Origin of the sequence: Magnetospirillum aberrantis SpK, assembly GCF_011022235.1 — a bacterium.
In the GTDB taxonomy this organism is placed as follows: domain Bacteria; phylum Pseudomonadota; class Alphaproteobacteria; order Rhodospirillales; family Magnetospirillaceae; genus Magnetospirillum; species Magnetospirillum aberrantis.
This window is the reverse complement of sequence record NZ_JAAIYP010000034.1, coordinates 203,349-220,469: the sequence shown is the minus strand read 5'-3', so window position 1 is coordinate 220,469 and position 17,121 is coordinate 203,349. Positions and strand designations below refer to the sequence as shown.

The 17,121-nt window shown below is 63.7% G+C and carries 16 protein-coding genes and 1 tRNA gene; 16 read left to right on the top strand and 1 reads right to left on the bottom strand.

Annotation, left to right across the window (positions count from 1 at the left end; translation table 11 throughout):
- Positions 1 to 18: 18 nt before the first annotated feature.
- From plsX to cutA, 7 genes are all read left to right on the top strand, one after another.
- On the top strand, positions 19 to 1,074 hold the full coding sequence (plsX, locus tag G4223_RS07290) for a phosphate acyltransferase PlsX (RefSeq protein ID WP_163677138.1): 1,056 nt from the start codon (positions 19 to 21) through the stop codon (positions 1,072 to 1,074).
- A gap of 9 nt (positions 1,075 to 1,083) precedes the next feature.
- Entirely contained in the window at positions 1,084 to 2,058 is a 975-nt protein-coding gene (locus tag G4223_RS07285; protein WP_163677135.1) for a beta-ketoacyl-ACP synthase III, read from the top strand.
- 138 nt (positions 2,059 to 2,196) lie between these two features.
- Entirely contained in the window at positions 2,197 to 2,517 is a 321-nt protein-coding gene (locus G4223_RS07280; RefSeq protein WP_163677132.1) for an integration host factor subunit alpha, read from the top strand.
- Positions 2,517 to 3,077 carry a MerR family transcriptional regulator gene (locus tag G4223_RS07275; protein ID WP_163677129.1) on the top strand — a complete coding sequence of 187 codons (561 nt, stop codon included), beginning with the start codon at positions 2,517 to 2,519 and terminating at the stop codon, positions 3,075 to 3,077. The genes G4223_RS07280 and G4223_RS07275 overlap by 1 nt, the downstream gene beginning before the upstream one ends.
- A 130-nt stretch (positions 3,078 to 3,207) precedes the next feature.
- Positions 3,208 to 3,284 (top strand) — tRNA-Pro (locus G4223_RS07270).
- Positions 3,285 to 3,417: 133 nt separating this feature from the next.
- Entirely contained in the window at positions 3,418 to 4,509 is a 1,092-nt protein-coding gene (locus G4223_RS07265) for a hypothetical protein (protein ID WP_163677127.1), read from the top strand.
- Positions 4,506 to 4,829: a divalent-cation tolerance protein CutA gene (gene cutA, locus G4223_RS07260; RefSeq protein ID WP_163677124.1), complete on the top strand. Its 324-nt coding sequence runs from the start codon at positions 4,506 to 4,508 to the stop codon at positions 4,827 to 4,829. The genes G4223_RS07265 and cutA overlap by 4 nt, the downstream gene beginning before the upstream one ends.
- Here cutA and G4223_RS07255 read toward each other — a convergent pair.
- Positions 4,826 to 5,977, bottom strand: a complete 1,152-nt coding sequence (locus G4223_RS07255) for a bifunctional 2-C-methyl-D-erythritol 4-phosphate cytidylyltransferase/2-C-methyl-D-erythritol 2,4-cyclodiphosphate synthase (protein WP_163677122.1) — start codon at positions 5,975 to 5,977, stop codon at positions 4,826 to 4,828. The two genes, cutA and G4223_RS07255, sit on opposite strands and share 4 nt — an antisense overlap.
- Before the next feature lie 229 nt (positions 5,978 to 6,206).
- On the opposite strand from G4223_RS07255, the gene G4223_RS07250 reads away from it, so the two are divergent.
- From G4223_RS07250 to G4223_RS07210, 9 genes are all read left to right on the top strand, one after another.
- Complete coding sequence (locus tag G4223_RS07250; RefSeq protein ID WP_338086838.1) at positions 6,207 to 6,887, top strand: cytochrome C assembly family protein; 681 nt, start codon at positions 6,207 to 6,209, stop codon at positions 6,885 to 6,887.
- Between the two features lie 79 nt (positions 6,888 to 6,966).
- Positions 6,967 to 7,974 carry a tRNA dihydrouridine synthase DusB gene (gene dusB / locus G4223_RS07245; protein ID WP_163677116.1) on the top strand — a complete coding sequence of 336 codons (1,008 nt, stop codon included), beginning with the start codon at positions 6,967 to 6,969 and terminating at the stop codon, positions 7,972 to 7,974.
- Positions 7,974 to 9,092 carry a two-component system sensor histidine kinase NtrB gene (locus tag G4223_RS07240; RefSeq protein ID WP_163677114.1) on the top strand — a complete coding sequence of 373 codons (1,119 nt, stop codon included), beginning with the start codon at positions 7,974 to 7,976 and terminating at the stop codon, positions 9,090 to 9,092. Before dusB ends, G4223_RS07240 begins: the two co-directional genes overlap by 1 nt.
- Before the next feature lie 3 nt (positions 9,093 to 9,095).
- A complete protein-coding gene (ntrC, locus tag G4223_RS07235; RefSeq protein WP_163677111.1) occupies positions 9,096 to 10,547 on the top strand; it encodes a nitrogen regulation protein NR(I) in 1,452 nt (483 codons plus the stop codon).
- A gap of 4 nt (positions 10,548 to 10,551) precedes the next feature.
- A complete protein-coding gene (locus G4223_RS07230) occupies positions 10,552 to 12,792 on the top strand; it encodes a sensor histidine kinase NtrY-like (protein ID WP_163677109.1) in 2,241 nt (746 codons plus the stop codon).
- Entirely contained in the window at positions 12,782 to 14,185 is a 1,404-nt protein-coding gene (gene ntrX / locus G4223_RS07225; RefSeq protein WP_163677106.1) for a nitrogen assimilation response regulator NtrX, read from the top strand. The genes G4223_RS07230 and ntrX overlap by 11 nt, the downstream gene beginning before the upstream one ends.
- Before the next feature lie 24 nt (positions 14,186 to 14,209).
- Positions 14,210 to 15,586, top strand: coding sequence for a Trk system potassium transporter TrkA (trkA, locus tag G4223_RS07220; protein ID WP_163677103.1), 1,377 nt, complete (start codon positions 14,210 to 14,212; stop codon positions 15,584 to 15,586).
- Positions 15,586 to 16,434, top strand: coding sequence for a D-amino-acid transaminase (locus tag G4223_RS07215; RefSeq protein ID WP_163677100.1), 849 nt, complete (start codon positions 15,586 to 15,588; stop codon positions 16,432 to 16,434). Before trkA ends, G4223_RS07215 begins: the two co-directional genes overlap by 1 nt.
- Complete coding sequence (locus tag G4223_RS07210) at positions 16,431 to 17,099, top strand: HAD hydrolase-like protein (RefSeq protein WP_163677097.1); 669 nt, start codon at positions 16,431 to 16,433, stop codon at positions 17,097 to 17,099. The genes G4223_RS07215 and G4223_RS07210 overlap by 4 nt, the downstream gene beginning before the upstream one ends.
- The last annotated feature ends 22 nt before the right edge of the window (positions 17,100 to 17,121 follow it).

The following is a 17,121-nucleotide window of genomic DNA, read 5'->3' as shown; positions in this document are numbered from 1 at the left end:
TCGGTGGAGCGCAAGACGGTGAGCGCACCCGTAACCATCTCCATCGACGCCATGGGGGGCGACCACGCCCCTGACATGGTCGTCGAAGGGGTCCGGCTGGCGCACGTGCGGCTTCCGCACGTCCGCTATCTGCTGTTCGGTGATACCCGCCGTATCGAACCGCTTCTTGAACGTTACCCGGAACTCAAGGGTATCTGTCAGATTCGCCACACCGAGGAATCGGTGTCGATGGAGGACAAGCCCAGTCAGGTTCTGCGGACAGGGCGTCGCACCAGCATGTGGCTGGCGGTGGACGCCGTGGTCAAGGGCGAGGCGGCGGGCGTGGTTTCCGCCGGCAATACCGGCGCCCTGATGGCGGTATCCAAGTTCGTCCTGCGCATGTTGCCGGGAATCGACCGGCCGGCCATCGCCGGCCTGTTCCCGACCGAGCGCGGTGAAACCGTCATGCTCGATCTGGGCGCGAACGTCGAATGCGGCGCCAACAATCTGGTGCAGTTCGCGGTGATGGGCGAGGTATTCGCCCGTGCCGTGCTGGGGTTGGAAAAGCCGACCATCGGCATTCTCAACGTCGGTGCCGAGGAGTTGAAGGGCAACGATGCCGTGCGCGGTGCCGCCAACATCCTGCGCGAGAGCCAGTTGCCGATCCGTTTCCATGGATTCGTGGAGGGCAACGACATCTGCGCCGGGACCGTGGACGTGGTGGTTACCGATGGCTTCACCGGTAATATCGCGCTCAAGACCGCCGAAGGCACGGTGAAGTTCTTCTCGGGCTTTTTGCGTCATGCGTTCGGCAGCTCGTTGCTGGCTAAGTTGGGATACTTGTTGGCGCGCCGCGCCCTTAACAAGGTCAAGTTGCGCACCGACCCCCGTCGCTATAACGGCGCCATGTTCCTGGGCCTCAATGGCATCGCGGTCAAAAGCCACGGCGGCACGGACGCTTTCGGCTTTGCCAACGCGGTCGGCGTCGCTGTCGATCTGGTGGCTCATGGCTACAACGACCGCATCCGGCGGGAGCTGGAGCACCTGAAACCTCAGGAGGCCGCTGCCGCGCAGCGTGTCGCCGGAAACGGATAATCCCGCAAAATGATTCTGCGCTCCCACATCGTTGGCTGCGGCTCCTATCTGCCGTCCCGCATCCTGACCAACGCCGAACTGGCGGGCATGGTCGACACGTCCGACGAATGGATCATCGAGCGCACCGGCATCCGCCAGCGCCACATCGCGGCCGAGGATGAAACCACTTCCGACCTTGCCGTCGCCGCCGCGCGAAAGGCACTGGAATCGGCCGAGATCAAGGCCGAGGACCTGGATATGCTGGTGGTGGCCACCGCCACCCCCGACAACACCTTTCCCGCCACCGCCGCCCGCGTGCAACAGCGCCTGGGCATGAATTCTGGGTTCGCCTTCGACGTCCAGGCGGTGTGCTCGGGTTTCATCTATGCCCTGTCGGTGGCAGACAACTTCATCAAGTCCGGGCAGGTGCGGACCGCCATGGTGGTGGGGGCCGAGACCTTTTCGCGCATCCTCGACTGGAACGACCGCGGTACCTGTGTTCTGTTCGGCGACGGTGCTGGCGCCATGGTTCTGCGCGGTTCGTGGGAAAAGGGCAGCAACACCGATCGCGGCATCTTGTCCACCCACCTGCATTCCGATGGTCGCCACTACGACCTGCTCAAGGTGGATGGCGGGCCGTCCTCGTCCCAGACCGTCGGGCATTTGCGGATGGAGGGGCGCGAGGTTTTCCGTCATGCGGTGGTGAACCTGGCCGAAGTGGTGGGAGAGGCGCTGAAAGCCAACGACCTGACCGCTGCTGACATCGACTGGGTGGTGCCGCATCAGGCTAATCGCCGCATCCTGGAAGGTACCGCCAAGAAGCTGGGCTTTCCCATGGAGCGCATGGTGGTCACCCTTGACCGTCACGCCAACACCTCGGCGGCTTCGATCCCTCTGGCCTTTGCGGAAGCTTTCGGCGATGGCCGCGTCAAGCGTGGCGATCTGGTTCTGCTCGAAGCCATGGGTGGCGGTTTCACCTGGGGGTCGGCGCTGGCGCGCCTTTGATCCCGCGCTGCGGTATCTGGCAAGGCTTTCTTGCGCAACCGAGCTAAGGTTTTCCCACATCCCTTTGATATTGACCCTTTTCCGCGAAGCGGATAGGGTCTGTATCCCATTCCCTTTCATTTTCAGGCAAGTCGCGTCATGTCGGAAAAGACCATCACACGCGCCCAGTTGAGCGAGGCGATCTATCAAGAGGTGGGTCTTTCCCGCAATGAATCCGCGGATCTGTTGGAAGCGGTGTTGAATGAGCTGTCGGGGGCGCTGGCCCGCGGCGAATCGGTGAAGATTTCGTCTTTCGGCAGCTTCTCCGTCCGCGCCAAGGGGCAGCGGGTGGGACGCAATCCCAAGACCGGCGAGGAAGTGCCCATTCTGCCGCGCCGGGTTCTGGTGTTCCGTCCGTCGCAACTGCTCAAGAAAAAGATCAACGAAGGGCCGGTTTCCTCGGCCAAGGCTGGGCTGTGATGACCGCCGACGGCGAACTTCCTTTAGTCCGCCGTTCCGGCAAGTCGGAATCCGCCTTCCGCACCATCAGCGAGGTGGCCGACGAACTGGACGTGCCCCAGCACGTCCTGCGCTTCTGGGAAAGCAAGTTCCCTCAGGTCAAGCCGCTCAAGCGCGGTGGCGGCCGGCGCTATTACCGCCCCGAGGATGTGGTGCTTTTGCGCCGTATCCGTGACCTGCTTTACAGTGAGGGCTATACCATCAAGGGCGTGCAGAAGCTGCTGCGCGAAGGCGGCGTGCGTGATGCCGTCGCAGCGGCCGTGCGGACCGCCGAGGTGGAATTGCCGCTGGGGAACGATTCCGAGGACGATGCCGAGCCCGAACCCATGCCTGAACCGGAGAACGCGGCCGGGGACGACAGCGGCATGGACGACGGCGAGGTTGCCCCCGTCACGGTCGAGGTGGAGGACGCGGTGGTTCAATCCGCCCACACACCGGAAATTTCGCCGGAAACCCGCCGCGAATTGCAGGCCCTTCTGGGCGAGTTGGAACACCTGCGCGGTCTTTTGCAGCCCCGTTAATTTGGGGGTTGCGGGGCAGGGGGCTCCTGAGTATAGTGCGCCCCTCTTCCGGCGGTACCCGCCGAAAGCCCCCATCCGAAAGAGTTTCCTTCGGATAAAATGCCAGGGATTTCATCGTCCTTGGCCCGGTCGGAGCGTAGCGCAGCCCGGTAGCGCATCAGTCTGGGGGACTGGGGGTCGTGGGTTCGAATCCCGCCGCTCCGACCATTATAAAGCCCTGAAGCCGAGCCGGTTTCAGGGCTTTATCATTTTCATCCTCCATGCTTTTATTTCCGCCATGATCCTTTCTTCCCCGCATCTGTGGGTGGCCTTGTCACCGCATGGGTTCGGTCATGCCACCATGACCGCGCCGTTGGTGGCCGAGTTGCGGCGTCGGCGACCCGACCTGCGCCTGACCATCCAAACAGGCATGCCGCGCGATTTCCTGGCGACCCGCTATGACGATTTCGAACATGTGACGGACATTCCCGATTTCGGTTTCGTCATGACCCCGGACATCGCCGTCGACGTTGCGGCCAGCGCCGAACGTTATCTGGCGCTGCATGCCGATTTTCCGGCTCTGGTCGCGCGTGAGGCGGAGCGGCTGCGGTCCGCCGCCCCGGATCTGGTGTTGGCCAACGTGCCCTATGTCACCATTGCCGCCGCCGAGATGGCGGGCATTCCGGTGGTGGCCTTTTCCTCGTTGAATTGGGCCGACTTGGCGGACCATTTTTTCGCCGATCTGCCGCAATGTCAGCCTTTCCGGGCCGAGATGCGCGCGGCCTATGCCAAGGCCGAACTGTTTCTTCGGCCGCAACCTGCTCAGAGCATGAGCCTGCCGAACGTTCGCGACATCGGCCCCGTTGCCCGATTGGGCGCCGACCGGCGTGGTGAAATCCGCAGGAACTTGCGGGTGGAAAACGGGGTGCGGGTGGGGATGATCGCTTTTGGCGGCGTGGATCCCCGACTCGATCAGGAACGATGGCCGAAGGTTCCTGGCTGGTTCTGGCTCAGCACGCTTGCCGCGACTCCCGAGGGACGGCCGGACATGGCCCGGTGGCAGAAGGCCGGCGTGCCCTTCTCCGATCTGTTCGCCTCGGTCGACCTGATTGTTGGAAAACCTGGCTACGGGACCTTCAGTGAAGCCGGTCTGGCCGGTGTGCCGGTATTGTACGAGCCCCGGCCGGATTGGCCCGAGGCGCCGCCGCTCGAACGCTGGCTGGCCCGTCACTGCCGGTGCCTGCCGACGACCGCGCAGGAATTGACAGGGGGGCTTGAGGGGCTACTGCATAAGTTGTTTTCACTTCCAGATCAGAAGGTTGCCGTACCTTCGGGGGTCGTGGAAGGTGTGGACGTGTTGGAAGACATCCTGGATCGCCGCTCGGCAACATCCATGGCAGTTGAGGCGCGCCGCGATCATGACGCGGCAGTATCGAATGGAGGCGGGGAATGAGCGAGGAAGCCCGGCTGATCTATGTCACCGCGCCCGACCGTGACACGGCTTTGCGGCTGGCCAATCTGGCGGTGTCCGAACGTCTGGCGGCCTGCGCCAACGTGCTGGGAGCCATTCATTCGGTTTATTGGTGGGACGGTAAGCTGAACCAGGACGACGAAATTGCCGTTCTGTTCAAGACCCGCGCCGATCTGGTCCCGGCCCTGACCGAACGGTTGCGCGCCAGCCACCCCTATGATTGCCCCTGTGTGGTGTCGCTGACCATCGACGGCGGCAATCCGGCTTTCCTGGCCTGGATCGCCGCCGAAACGCGGTCTTAACCGGGAAGCCACACCGTTGCCGCCGCTTGGGCGGCAATGCCCTCGCGCCGACCGGTGAAGCCCAGGCCTTCGGTGGTGGTGGCCTTGATGCTGACCCGGTCGTAGGAAAGGCCTAATATTTCCGCCACCCTTGCCTGCATGGCGGCACGATGGGGGCCGATCTTGGGGCGTTCGCAGATCACCGTGATGTCGAGATGGACGACGCGGCCGCCCAGTCCCGCCACCAACGCCCCGGCATGGGCCAGGAACCGGTCGGACGAGGCGCCCTTCCATTTCGGGTCGCTGGGGGGGAAGTGACGCCCGATATCGGCGGCGGCGATGGTTCCCAACAGGGCGTCGGTGGCGGCGTGCAACGCCACGTCGGCGTCGGAATGGCCCTCGAGCCCGAAATCGTGGGGAATCTGGACGCCACACAGCCACACCCCTGTTCCCGGCGCGAAACGATGGACGTCATAGCCGGTGGCCATGCGGGTTTCACCGGGGCCGGACAGAGCCCGGCCGGCACGGTCAAGGTCGGCGGTGGTGGTGATCTTGAAGTTGTCTTCGCTTCCCTGGACCAGGGCGACCGACAGGCCGGCCTGTTCCGCCACGGCCGCGTCGTCGGTCAGTTCCTGGCCGGCGACCGCCAGATGGGCGGCTAGAATGTCCTGAAAGCGAAAACCTTGCGGGGTTTGCGCCCGCCACAGATGCGCCCGGTCGACCGTCCCGGCGACCAGGCCGGCATTTCCCCGTTTCAAGGTGTCCGCCACCGCCACGGCGGGGACGGCGCCGGGATGGCTGTCCAAGGCGGCGACCACGCGGGCGATCGTTCCCGTGTCGACAAAGGGGCGGGCGCCGTCATGGATCAACACCACCTCGCATCCCAGGGCAGACAGGCTTTCCAGGCCAAGACGCACCGAGTCCTGGCGGGTTTCGCCGCCGAATACCGGTTCCAGCAATCCCAGCCCGGCGGCCGCCTCGGCATAGAGATCGAGGTCGTCGGAATGGATGACGGCGCGGACCGCGTCCACCTGCGGATTGGCGGCAAGACGGGCCAGGGTGTGACGCAGCACCGGCCGGCCAGCCAGGGATTGGTATTGCTTGGGCATGTCGCCGCCAAACCGGCGGCCACGTCCGGCCGCCACCACCAACGCCACCACTTTCGCCATTCCTGTCCTCCTTTGCCCGTGGCCGAGCAGCCTATGCGCCCGCGCCGCGTCTGCCAAGAGCAGGTGCTCGCAGGCTCGGCCTTTTCCCATTCGCAAACGGTGGTATAGTCGCGCCATGTCTACACCCGTGCTCCTCAACGCTGTCGCCTTGGCGTCCCTCGTTCCCGCCGCTCTTGTGCCGCTGCGCGGCGGCGCACGGCGGGACGCTGCCTTTTGGATCGTTGTCGGGATGGCCGTCATCGCGACCTCGGTCTTTTCCCTGGCACTGGTTTCGGGGGCGTGGCAGACCGACCTCGGCACCGCCTTGTGGGTCAGCGTCGCCACCACCACCGTACTGTTCGCGGTTTTGTCGGCGGTTGTGCCGTCCGGCTGGCGTCTGGGGCCATTGCTGATGCCTTATCTCGCGGCGGTCGGCCTTGTGGCTTCGATCGCCCGTGGCGAACCCCGGCCCATGGCCGGTGGCGCGCCGGCGTTCTGGATCGACCTGCACATCCTTGTTTCGGTTCTGACCTATGCCTTGCTGACCCTGGCGGCGGTCGCCTCGCTGGCGGTGTTCCTTCAGGAACGGGCGCTTAAACGCAAGCGGCCGACCCGTCTGACCAGGATGTTGCCGTCGGTGGTGGATTCCGAGCGTCTGTCGGGGTGGCTTTTGCTGTCCAGCGAGGTGATCCTGGGCCTTGGAATCGCTTCAGGACTGGCGACCCAGTATTTCGAAACCGGGGTGGTCTGGAAATTGGACCACAAGACCCTGCTGTCGTTGATCGCCTTTGGCCTGATCAGTGCGCTTTTGCTGGGGCACCGTGTCTGCGGCGTGCGTGGACGCATCGCCGCCCGTGTGGTTCTGGTGGCGTATCTGTTGTTGGTCCTGGCTTTTCCCGGCGTGAAATTCGTTACCCAGGTGGTGCTTTAGGCATTTGCCGCGAAAATGTTCAGTGTCAAATGGCTTTTGCCGTTGCGCTGGGCATGGTCTGCATAATAAATACGCACTCATGCAGACACGAATTCGTCATTCCCTTGCCGTCGGTCAGGTTGCCCTCGACAACCCGGTGATCCTTGCCCCCATGTCGGGGGTGACCGACATGCCGTTCCGCCGTCTGGTCAAGCGTATGGGGGCCGGCTTGGTGGTGTCCGAGATGATCGCCAGTCAGGCGATGATCCGTGAAACCCGCCAGACCATGCAGATGGTTGCCCACACCGATGTCGAACAGCCCATTTCGGTCCAGCTTGCCGGCTGCGAACCGGAAGTGATGGCGGAAGCCGCGCGGATGAACGCCGGTCGCGGCGCGGCGATCATCGACATCAACATGGGCTGTCCGGTCAAGAAAGTGGCGGTCAAGGGCGAGGCTGGGTCGGCCCTGATGAAGGACGAGGTGCTGGCCGGCAAGCTGATGGAAGCCACCGTCAAGGCGGTGGATGTTCCCGTCACCCTGAAGTGCCGCATGGGCTGGGACCAAAACAGCCTGAACGCCCCGCGTCTGGCCCGGATCGCCCAGGAATGCGGGATCAAGATGGTCACCGTGCACGGCCGGACCCGCCAGCAATTCTATACCGGCACCGCCGATTGGGGATTCGTGCGTCAGGTCAAGGAAGCCGTTTCCATTCCGGTGGTGGTCAACGGCGACATCGAGACGCAGGAAGACGCGGTGCGTGCGCTTGAGCAATCGGGCGCGGACGGTGTCATGATCGGGCGCGGAACCTATGGCCGTCCGTGGTTTCCCGGTCAGGTCGCCCATTTTCTGGCCACCGGCGAACACTTGGCCGACCCTACGCTGGCCGAACAGCTGGATATCGTGCTTGAGCATTTCGAGGCCATGCTGAACCATTACGGTCGCGAAACCGGTGTTCGCATGGCAAGAAAGCATATCGCCTGGTATTCCAAGGGCTTGCGCGGTTCCACCGATTTCCGGGCTCAGGTCAACCGCATGCACGACGCCGAAGCCGTGCGCGAGGCCGTCCGGTCGTTTTATCTTCCTTTGCTGGAAAAGGTCGCCGCTTGATGGGTAAGGCCACCGCCATCTTCCGTCCGCGCCCCCCCCAAACCGCCATGGACCCGGCCGTCGTGCTGGGGGCGTTGGCCAGCGCGGTCATCGCCGTGGACGGGCGCGACGTCATCCAATACGTCAACGCCGCCGCCGAACAATTGTTCCAGTCGGGCGCCAGCTATCTGTGCGGCCGCCCGCTTACCGACCTGTTGCCGGCCGACAGCCCGGTGTTGTCCCTGGTTTTCCAGGCACGCGACAATGCCCTGGTGGTTTCGGAATATGGCATCGCGCTCGATACGCCGCGCACTGGCCATCGCACGGTCACCGTTCAGGCGGCTCCCATCGCCGAAACTCCGGGCCATGTGGTGCTTTCGCTGCACGAACAATCGATCGCGCTGAAGATCGGCGGGTCGTTGGCCAGCCGCAACGCGGCTCGCTCGGTCACCGCCATGGCCGCCATGCTGGCGCACGAGGTCAAGAACCCGTTGTCTGGTATCCGCGGTGCCGCCCAATTGCTGGAAGGCACCGCCAACGAGGACGACCGCGTGCTGACCCGGTTGATCGTGGATGAAGCCGACCGCATCGTGGCGCTTGTCGATCGTATGGAAGTATTTTCCGACAAGCCGCCGGTGGACCGGGTCGCCATCAACATCCACCAGGTGTTGGAACACGTGCGCCGGCTGGCCGAAAACGGTTTCGGCCGTAACGTCCGTATCATCGAGAATTACGATCCGTCCTTGCCGCCGGTTTTCGGCAATCGCGACCAATTGATCCAGGTGTTCCTGAATCTGGTGAAGAACGCCGCCGAGGCGGTTCCCGCCGATGGCGGTGAAATCGTCATCTCCACCGCCTATCAGCACGGGGTGCGTCTGGCGGTGGCGGGGTCCGAGACCCGGCGCCACCTGCCGCTGGTGGTGAGCATTCAGGACAATGGCCCCGGTATCCCCGAGGATTTGCGTTCGCATCTGTTCGATGCGTTCGTGACCACCAAGGCTTCCGGTTCTGGATTGGGACTTGCTTTGGTCGCCAAAATTGTCGGTGACCATGGCGGCATCGTCGAGTTCGACAGCATGCCACGCCGCACCATCTTCCGGGTCATGTTGCCCATGGTCCAAGAAGGGGACGACATCTAAGCGATGAATACCACTTCCACCATTCTGGTCGCCGATGACGACCGCGGCATTCGCACCGTTCTTGCCCAGGCGCTGGGACGCGCCGGCTACGAAGTTCGCACCACCGGCAACGCCTCGACGCTGTGGCGCTGGGTGTCCGAGGGCGAAGGGGATCTGGTCATCACCGACGTGGTGATGCCCGACGAAAGCGGTCTCGACCTGTTGCCACGCATCAAGAAGATCCGCCCCGACATGCGGATCATCGTCATGAGCGCGCAAAACACGCTGCTGACGGCGGTCAAGGCGACCCAGCGCGGCGCCTTCGAATATCTGCCAAAACCATTTGATCTCAAGGAACTGGTGGCCGTCGTTAACCGAGCATTGACGGCTCCGCGCAACAATCCGGCCGATGGTGGTGAGGGCCCGGAGGATGAGGAGAAGCTGCCGCTGATCGGCCGCTCGCCGGCCATGCAGGAGATTTACCGCACGCTGGCGCGCCTGATGGGCACCGACCTGACGGTGATGATCACCGGCGAATCGGGAACCGGCAAGGAATTGGTGGCTCGCGCGCTGCACAATTATGGCAAGCGCCGCAACGGCCCGTTCGTCGCCATCAACATGGCAGCCATTCCCCGCGAACTGATCGAAAGCGAGTTGTTCGGCCACGAAAAGGGGGCTTTCACCGGCGCCACCCAACGTGCCGCCGGTCGGTTCGAGCAGGCCGAGGGTGGTACCTTGTTCCTGGACGAAATCGGTGACATGCCGCCCGAGGCACAGACCCGGCTGTTGCGCGTGTTGCAGGAAGGCGAATACACCACCGTCGGCGGCCGCACCCCCATCCGGGCCAATGTTCGGATCGTCGCCGCCACCCACCGCGACCTGACCCAACTGATTCGCCAAGGGCTGTTCCGCGAGGATCTGTTCTATCGCCTGAACGTGGTGCCGATCCGTTTGCCGCCGCTTCGCGAACGCGCCGAAGACATCCCGGAACTGGTGCGTCATTTCCTGTCCCTGGCCGCCCAAGAGGGATTGCCGGCCAAGACCATCGACGCCCAGGCCATGGACCGGCTCAAGCGCCACCGCTGGCCGGGCAACGTGCGCGAGCTGGAAAATCTGGTACGCCGTCTGGCCGCGCTTTATTCCCAGGAAGTCATCGGCATCGAGGTGATCGAGGCCGAGTTGGCCGGTGGCATGCCCACCGTCGATGCCATGGGTGCTGTGGAAGGCGAGGGGTTGTCGAGCACGGTCGAGCGGCACTTGCGGGAATATTTCAACAGCCACGGCGACAACCTGCCTCCACCCGGCGTTTATGACCGCGTCCTGCGCGAGGTGGAGCGGCCGTTGATCACCCTGGCGCTTGAGGCGACGCGCGGCAACCAGATCAAGGCCGCGCAGATTCTGGGGCTCAACCGCAACACGCTTCGCAAGAAGATCCGCGATCTCGACATTCCAGTGGCGCGCGGCGGCCTGAAGTAACGCCATGTCCAGCGACCGTCGCCGATTGTTCCCGCGTTTGATGGTGTGGGCGCGTCAGGTGGGGCTGGCGCGCAAGGTGGCCTTGGGGTTGACGCTGGCGGTGATTCCGTCGGTGACCGCGACCTTCCTGGCCATGACGGTGTCCGGCCCGATCGGTCCCAACCCCCGTACCGTGTTGTCCCTGCTGGGGCTGGATCTGGGCTTGCTGCTGGCGTTGGGCGTGGTCGTCGGCCTTCGCATCCTGGCGGTGTGGCAGGCCGGGCGCCGAGGCAGCACCGGTTCGAAACTGCATCTGCGCTTCGTCATCTTGTTCGCGCTGGTGGCGGTGACGCCGGCCATCGTGGTGTCGGTGGGGTCCACCGTCTTTTTCCGCTACGGTGTCGAGAGCTGGTTTTCCGACCGGGTCCGCACCGCGCTTCAAGCCTCGCGTCAGGTGGCCAAGGCCTATCTTGAGGAACATCAACAGATCGTCGGCGGCGATGCGTTGGCCATGGCCAACGACATCAACCGCGAAGGCGCCGAGTTGGTGCGTTCCAGCCCGCGCTTCTCCGCCTTCATCGGCAACCAGGCGGCTATCCGCGGCCTGACCGAAGCCATTGTCTTCGAAGGCCAAGGGCGGGTGTTGGCGCGCTCTGGGCTGGCATTCTCGATCGAGTCCGGGGTCGAACAAATCCCTTATTGGGCCTATGAGAAAGCCCGTTCCGGCGAAGTCGCGGTGCTGACCAGCGACGACGACGACCGAGTCCGTGCTTTGGTCCGCCTGCAAAACTTCTATGGCGAGGTCTACCTGTTCGTTGGCCGCTTCGTCGATCCCAAGGTGATCGGCCACATGGAGCAGACGTCGGCGGCGGTGACCGAATACGAACGCCTGGAGGGGCGCCGGGCCGGGTTGGAACGGGCGTTCTCGTTGGTGTTCGCGGTGATCTCGCTGTTGCTGCTGTTGGCGGCGGTGTGGGTGGGGTTGACCATGGCCCGGTCTCTGGCGACCCCCATCGCCCGACTGATCGACGCCGCCGACAAGGTTCGCGCCGGCAATCTGAACGTCAAGGTCGCGGAAGAAGGCGCCGACGAGGTCGGCACCCTGGCCCGCGCCTTCAATCGCATGACCGAACAATTGGAAAGCCAGCGCCGCGATCTGGTGGAGGCCAACCGGGAACTGGACGAACGGTCGCGCTTCACCGAAACGGTGCTGTCCGGCGTTTCCGCCGGGGTCATTGGGTTGGATCGCGACGGGCTGGTGCATCTGCCCAACCGTTCCGCCTGCGACATGCTCGGACTGGACCCCGAACAGGCTGTGGGCAAACCGTTGCCGGTGGTGGCGCCCGAACTGGCGGAATGTGTCGACGAATGCCGCCGCCGTCCCGACCGGTTGGGGCAGCAACAGATCAAGCTGTTCCGCGACGGCCGCTCACGTATCCTTTTGGTGCGGGCGGCAGCCGAGCAATTGGCCGGCGAAACCATCGGTTATGTGGTCACTTTCGACGACATCACCGAATTGGTGTCGGCCCAGCGCACCGCCGCCTGGGCCGATGTGGCCCGGCGTATCGCCCACGAGATCAAGAACCCGCTGACTCCGATCCAACTTTCAGCGGAGCGGCTGAAGCGCAAATATCTCAAAGAGATACAAAGCGATCCTGAGACTTACTCAAAGCTTGTGGAAACCATCGTGCGTCAGGTCGGCGACATCGGCCGCATGGTGGACGAGTTCTCATCCTTCGCGCGGATGCCGGCGCCGCAGATGAAGCCCGAGGATTTGACCGAGATTTGCCGCCATGCGGTATTCCTGCAACGCACCGGCTATCCAGACGTTTCCTTCGAGGCAGAGCTTCCCGATGGTCCGGCGCCTCAGACCTGTGACGGCCGTCTGATCGGACAGGCGCTGACCAACCTGCTGAAGAACGCGGTCGAGGCCATCCACGGCCGCGAGGGACAGGATCTTGCCCCTGGGCGCATCCGTTTGCGTCTCGAACAAAATGGCGATTTCTGGCGGGTGGATGTGACCGACAACGGCAAGGGATTGCCCAAGGAAAACCGCGACCGCCTGACCGAACCCTATATGACGACGCGGGCCAAGGGCACCGGATTAGGTCTTGCCATCGTCAAGAAAATCATGGAAGACCATGGCGGTGATCTCATCTTGGAGGACGCTTCCGGTGGCGGTGCCCGCGTCAGTCTGATCTTCCGCGATACCGAGAAACCGGCCGCTTCCGCGTCCGCAGAGCACACGGCAACCCATGGCGCATGACATTCTGATCGTCGACGACGAGGCCGATATTCGCGCCCTGATCGCCGGCATCCTTGAGGACGAAGGCTATTCCACCCGCGAGGCGGCCAATTCCGACGCCGCGATCGAGGCGGTGCGTGCCCGACGACCCAGCCTGATCGTCCAAGATATCTGGTTGCAAGGGTCGAAGCTGGACGGGCTGGGCATCCTGTCCGAGGTCAAGCGCGACCATCCCGACGTGCCGGTGGTGATGATCTCGGGTCACGGCAACATCGAGACGGCGGTCGAAGCCATCAAGATCGGTGCCTACGACTTCATCGAGAAACCGTTTCAGACCGACCGCCTGTTGATCATCGTCGAGCGCGCCATCGAGGCCGCCAACCTGCGTCGTGAAAACAAGGAATTGCGCTTGCGTGCCGGCTCGGCGGCGCCGGTGACCGAACTTGTCGGCAATTCACCGTTCGTGCAGCAGGTCCGTCAGGCGTTGGACAAGGTGGCGCCGACCAATTCCCGTGTGTTGATCACCGGGCCGGCCGGTTCTGGCAAGGAAGTGGTGGCCCGGATCATCCACAACCGGTCGCGCCGGGCCGAGGGACCGTTCGTGGTGCTGAACTGCGCCGCCATGCATCCCGACCGCATGGAGATCGAGCTGTTCGGTACCGAACATGGCGAAACCCCGGACAGCCCGCGCAAGATCGGCACGTTCGAAATGGCCCATGGCGGTACGTTGCTGTTGGACGAAGTGGCCGACATGCCGCTTGAGACCCAAGGCAAGATCGTTCGCGTCCTTCAGGACCAGACGTTCGAGCGGGTGGGGGGAGGCCAGCGGGTCGAGGTGGACGTGCGGGTGATCGCCACCACCAACCGTGACGTTCAGTCCGAGATGGCGGCCGGTCGTCTGCGTGAGGATCTTTATTACCGCCTGAACGTGGTGCCGTTCCGGGTGCCGGCCTTGCGTGAGCGCAAGGAAGACATCCCGGCCCTGGCCCGCCATTTCATGCATCTTGCCGCCCAGGCCGCCGGCACCCAGCCGCGTCAGTTGGGCGAGGACGCGTTGGCGGCCCTTCAGGCCTATGACTGGCCGGGAAACGTGCGCCAGTTGCGCAACGCCATCGATTGGGTTCTGATCATGGCGCCGGGCGACGCGTCCGAGCCGGTACGCGCCGACATGCTGCCCAATGAAATCAATGCGATTACCCCGGTGGTCTTGCGTTGGGAGAAATCCAGCGAGATCATGACGCTTCCGCTGCGCGAGGCCCGCGAATTGTTCGAACGCGAGTATCTGTTGGCTCAGGTCAACCGGTTCTCCGGCAACATCTCGCGAACCGCCGCGTTTGTCGGCATGGAACGTTCGGCGCTGCACCGCAAGCTCAAGCTGCTTGGGGTCAACACCGACGAAAAGGCCCGCAGTTGACGGCCACACTTTAAGGGGACGGGCATGAAGGTCATCGTGTGCGGGGCCGGCCAGGTCGGTTTCAACATCGCCCATTACCTGGCCAGCGAGAACAACGACGTCACGGTCATCGACCAGCGGCCGGAACTGATCCGCAAGATCACCGACACGTTGGATGTCCAGGCCGTGCTGGGGCATGCCTCGCAGCCGTCTGTTCTGGAACAGGCCGGTGCCGGCGACGCCGACATGCTGATCGCCGTCACCCATGCCGACGAAGTCAACATGGTGGCGTGTCAGGTGGCGCATTCGCTGTTCGACGTGCCGACGAAGATCGCGCGTATCCGCTCGCAATCCTATCTTCAGCCCATGTGGGCGACCTTGTTCTCGCGCGAGCACATGCCCATCGACGTCATCATCAGCCCGGAAATCGAGGTGGCGCGGGCCATCACCCGGCGTCTACAGGTGCCCGGCGCCATCGACGTCATTCCGCTGGCCGGCGACAAGGTGCGGCTGATCGGCGTGCGTTGCAATCCCGATACCCCCTTGATCAACACGCCGCTGAGACAGTTGACCGTGCTGTTTCCCGACCTGACCATCGTGGTTATCGGCATTGTCCGCGACGGCAAGCCCATTGTGCCGACCGCCGAGGATCAGATGCTCGAAGGCGATGAGGTCTATTTCGTCGTCGATACCCAGCATGTGGGCCGGGCGTTGGCGGCGTTCGGCCGCGAAGACCAGGAAGCGCGGCGTATCGTGGTGTTCGGCGGCGGCAATATCGGTCTGTTCCTGGCGCAGCAGATCGAGGCCCAGCATCCCAACGTCGCCATCAAGATCATCGAGATCAACAAGGAACGTGCCGAGTTCGTCGCCAAGACCCTGACCCGCTCGGTGGTCCTGAACGGCGACGTCCTGGACATGGAGATCCTGACCGAAGCCGGGGTCTCCACCGCAGAAACCGTGGTTTCGGTCACCAACGACGACGAGACCAACATCCTGGCGGCCTTGCTGGCGAAACGCAGCGGGGCGCGCCGCGCCATGACCCTGATCAACAAGGCGTCCTACAAGGCGTTGGTCGGCCCCTTGGGGGTTGACGTGGTGATCAACCCGCGTGCCATCACCGTCTCGAACATCTTGCAGCACGTGCGCCGTGGCCGCATCCATGCCGTCCATTCCCTGCACGAAGGGTTCGGCGAACTGATCGAGGCCGATGCGCTCGAGACCTCAAGCCTGGTGGGCAAGCCGCTGCGCGACGTCAAGCTGCCGGTCGGGGTTCTGTTGGGGGCCGTGGTGCGCAATGGCACGGTCATCAGTCCGCGCGGCAACACCGTGGTCCAGGCCGGCGACCGTGTCGTTTTGTTCGCCACCGCCGAAGCGGTGAAGAAGGTCGAAAAGATGTTCTCGGTGCGGTTGGAGTATTTCTGATGGCCCGTGTGACCTATGTGAACGGTCAATATTGCCTGCACCACGAAGCGGCGGTGCATGTGGAAGACCGTGGCTTCCAATTCGCCGATTCCGTCTACGAAGTGGCCCCGGTGGTTACCGGCCGGTTGTGCCATCTAGAACAACATCTGGACCGTCTTGAGCGCTCTTTGGGGGCGCTGGCCATCGCCTGGCCGGTGCGTCGGGCGGTGCTGGCCCTGATCATGGGCCGTGTCGCCGACATGAACCGGGTGCGCGACGGCGTGGTCTATGTCCAGGTGTCGCGCGGTACGGCACCCCGCAACCATACCTTTCCCGCCGAAACGCCGCCGACCCTGGTGGTCGGCGCCTGGACCAGCAAGGGGCCGTCAACCGAGGCGGTGGAGAAGGGAATCGCCGTGGTCACCCGGTCCGACCAGCGGTGGCGGCGGCCCGACATCAAGACAGTCGGCCTGTTGCCCAACCTGCTGGCCCGGCAATCGGCCAAAGAAAGCGGCGCTGCCGAGGCGTGGCTGGTGGATTCCGGCGGATTTGTCACCGAGGCGACGGCGGCCAACGCCTTTATCGTCGCCGCGGACGGCGCGCTTCTGACCCATCCGGCCGATGGCGCCATCCTGTCCGGGGTGACACGGGCCAACGTGATCGAACTGGCGCGCAAGGCGGGTATCGAGGTGGGAGAGCGTCCCTTCACCGTGACCGAGGCCATGGCCGCCCGCGAAGCCTTCGTCACCGGCACCACCGTCACCGTGCTGCCGGTCACCCGGATCGACGGCCTCAGGGTAGGTGAGGGGCATCCCGGCCCCATCACCTTGCATCTCAGGGCCCTTTACCAGGAGCTTCGCAAAAAGTGAGCAGGCCACGCGCCATCGTCTTCGACTGGGACAACACTTTGGTCGATTCCTGGGTATGCATCCAGGAATCTTACAATATGACCTTCCGCCATTTCGGCATGTCGGAATGGGACATGGTCGAGACCCAGGCCAACGTCGCCGCCTCGATGCGCGATTCGTTTCCGCAGATGTTCGGCGAACGCTGGCCCGAGGCCCGTGACGTCTTTACCAAAAGCTTCGAATCCATCCATCTCTCGCACCTGCGGCCTCTGCCCGGCGCAGCCGAGATGTTGAGGGCCTTCAAGGATGCCGGCATCCATCTGAGCGTGGTCAGCAACAAACGCGGCACCTTTCTGCGCAAGGAAGCCGAAGTGCTGGGTTGGACCGATCTATTCGCCGCCCTGGTTGGCGCTAACGACGCCGAAGCCGACAAACCGGCCCTGGCACCCGTGTTGATGGCGCTTGACGGCTCGGGCATCGCGCCGGGGCAGTCGGTGTGGTTCGCCGGCGATTCCCATATCGACCTGCAATGTGCGGTCAATTGCGGCTGCGTTCCGGTACTGGTCAGACCAGAACCTCCCCGACCGGGTGAGTTCCCGTCCCACCCGCCGGTGTATTACCTGGAAAATTGTGCGGCAATGGTCGCTCTTGTCAGCGAACTTGCGGTTCCCATATCCCCAATTTGATGGTAACGAAGGTGACTTTGGG

Coding starts and splice junctions, on each gene's coding strand:
- G4223_RS07285 (WP_163677135.1), top strand. CDS start 1,084: ATGATTCTGCGCTCCCACATCGTTGGCTGCGGCTCCTATCTGCCGTCC.
- G4223_RS07280 (WP_163677132.1), top strand. CDS start 2,197: ATGTCGGAAAAGACCATCACACGCGCCCAGTTGAGCGAGGCGATCTAT.
- G4223_RS07275 (WP_163677129.1), top strand. CDS start 2,517: ATGACCGCCGACGGCGAACTTCCTTTAGTCCGCCGTTCCGGCAAGTCG.
- G4223_RS07265 (WP_163677127.1), top strand. CDS start 3,418: ATGACCGCGCCGTTGGTGGCCGAGTTGCGGCGTCGGCGACCCGACCTG.
- cutA (WP_163677124.1), top strand. CDS start 4,506: ATGAGCGAGGAAGCCCGGCTGATCTATGTCACCGCGCCCGACCGTGAC.
- G4223_RS07255 (WP_163677122.1), bottom strand. CDS start 5,977: ATGGCGAAAGTGGTGGCGTTGGTGGTGGCGGCCGGACGTGGCCGCCGG.
- G4223_RS07250 (WP_338086838.1), top strand. CDS start 6,207: ATGGCCGTCATCGCGACCTCGGTCTTTTCCCTGGCACTGGTTTCGGGG.
- dusB (WP_163677116.1), top strand. CDS start 6,967: ATGCAGACACGAATTCGTCATTCCCTTGCCGTCGGTCAGGTTGCCCTC.
- G4223_RS07240 (WP_163677114.1), top strand. CDS start 7,974: ATGGGTAAGGCCACCGCCATCTTCCGTCCGCGCCCCCCCCAAACCGCC.
- ntrC (WP_163677111.1), top strand. CDS start 9,096: ATGAATACCACTTCCACCATTCTGGTCGCCGATGACGACCGCGGCATT.
- G4223_RS07230 (WP_163677109.1), top strand. CDS start 10,552: ATGTCCAGCGACCGTCGCCGATTGTTCCCGCGTTTGATGGTGTGGGCG.
- ntrX (WP_163677106.1), top strand. CDS start 12,782: ATGGCGCATGACATTCTGATCGTCGACGACGAGGCCGATATTCGCGCC.
- trkA (WP_163677103.1), top strand. CDS start 14,210: ATGAAGGTCATCGTGTGCGGGGCCGGCCAGGTCGGTTTCAACATCGCC.
- G4223_RS07215 (WP_163677100.1), top strand. CDS start 15,586: ATGGCCCGTGTGACCTATGTGAACGGTCAATATTGCCTGCACCACGAA.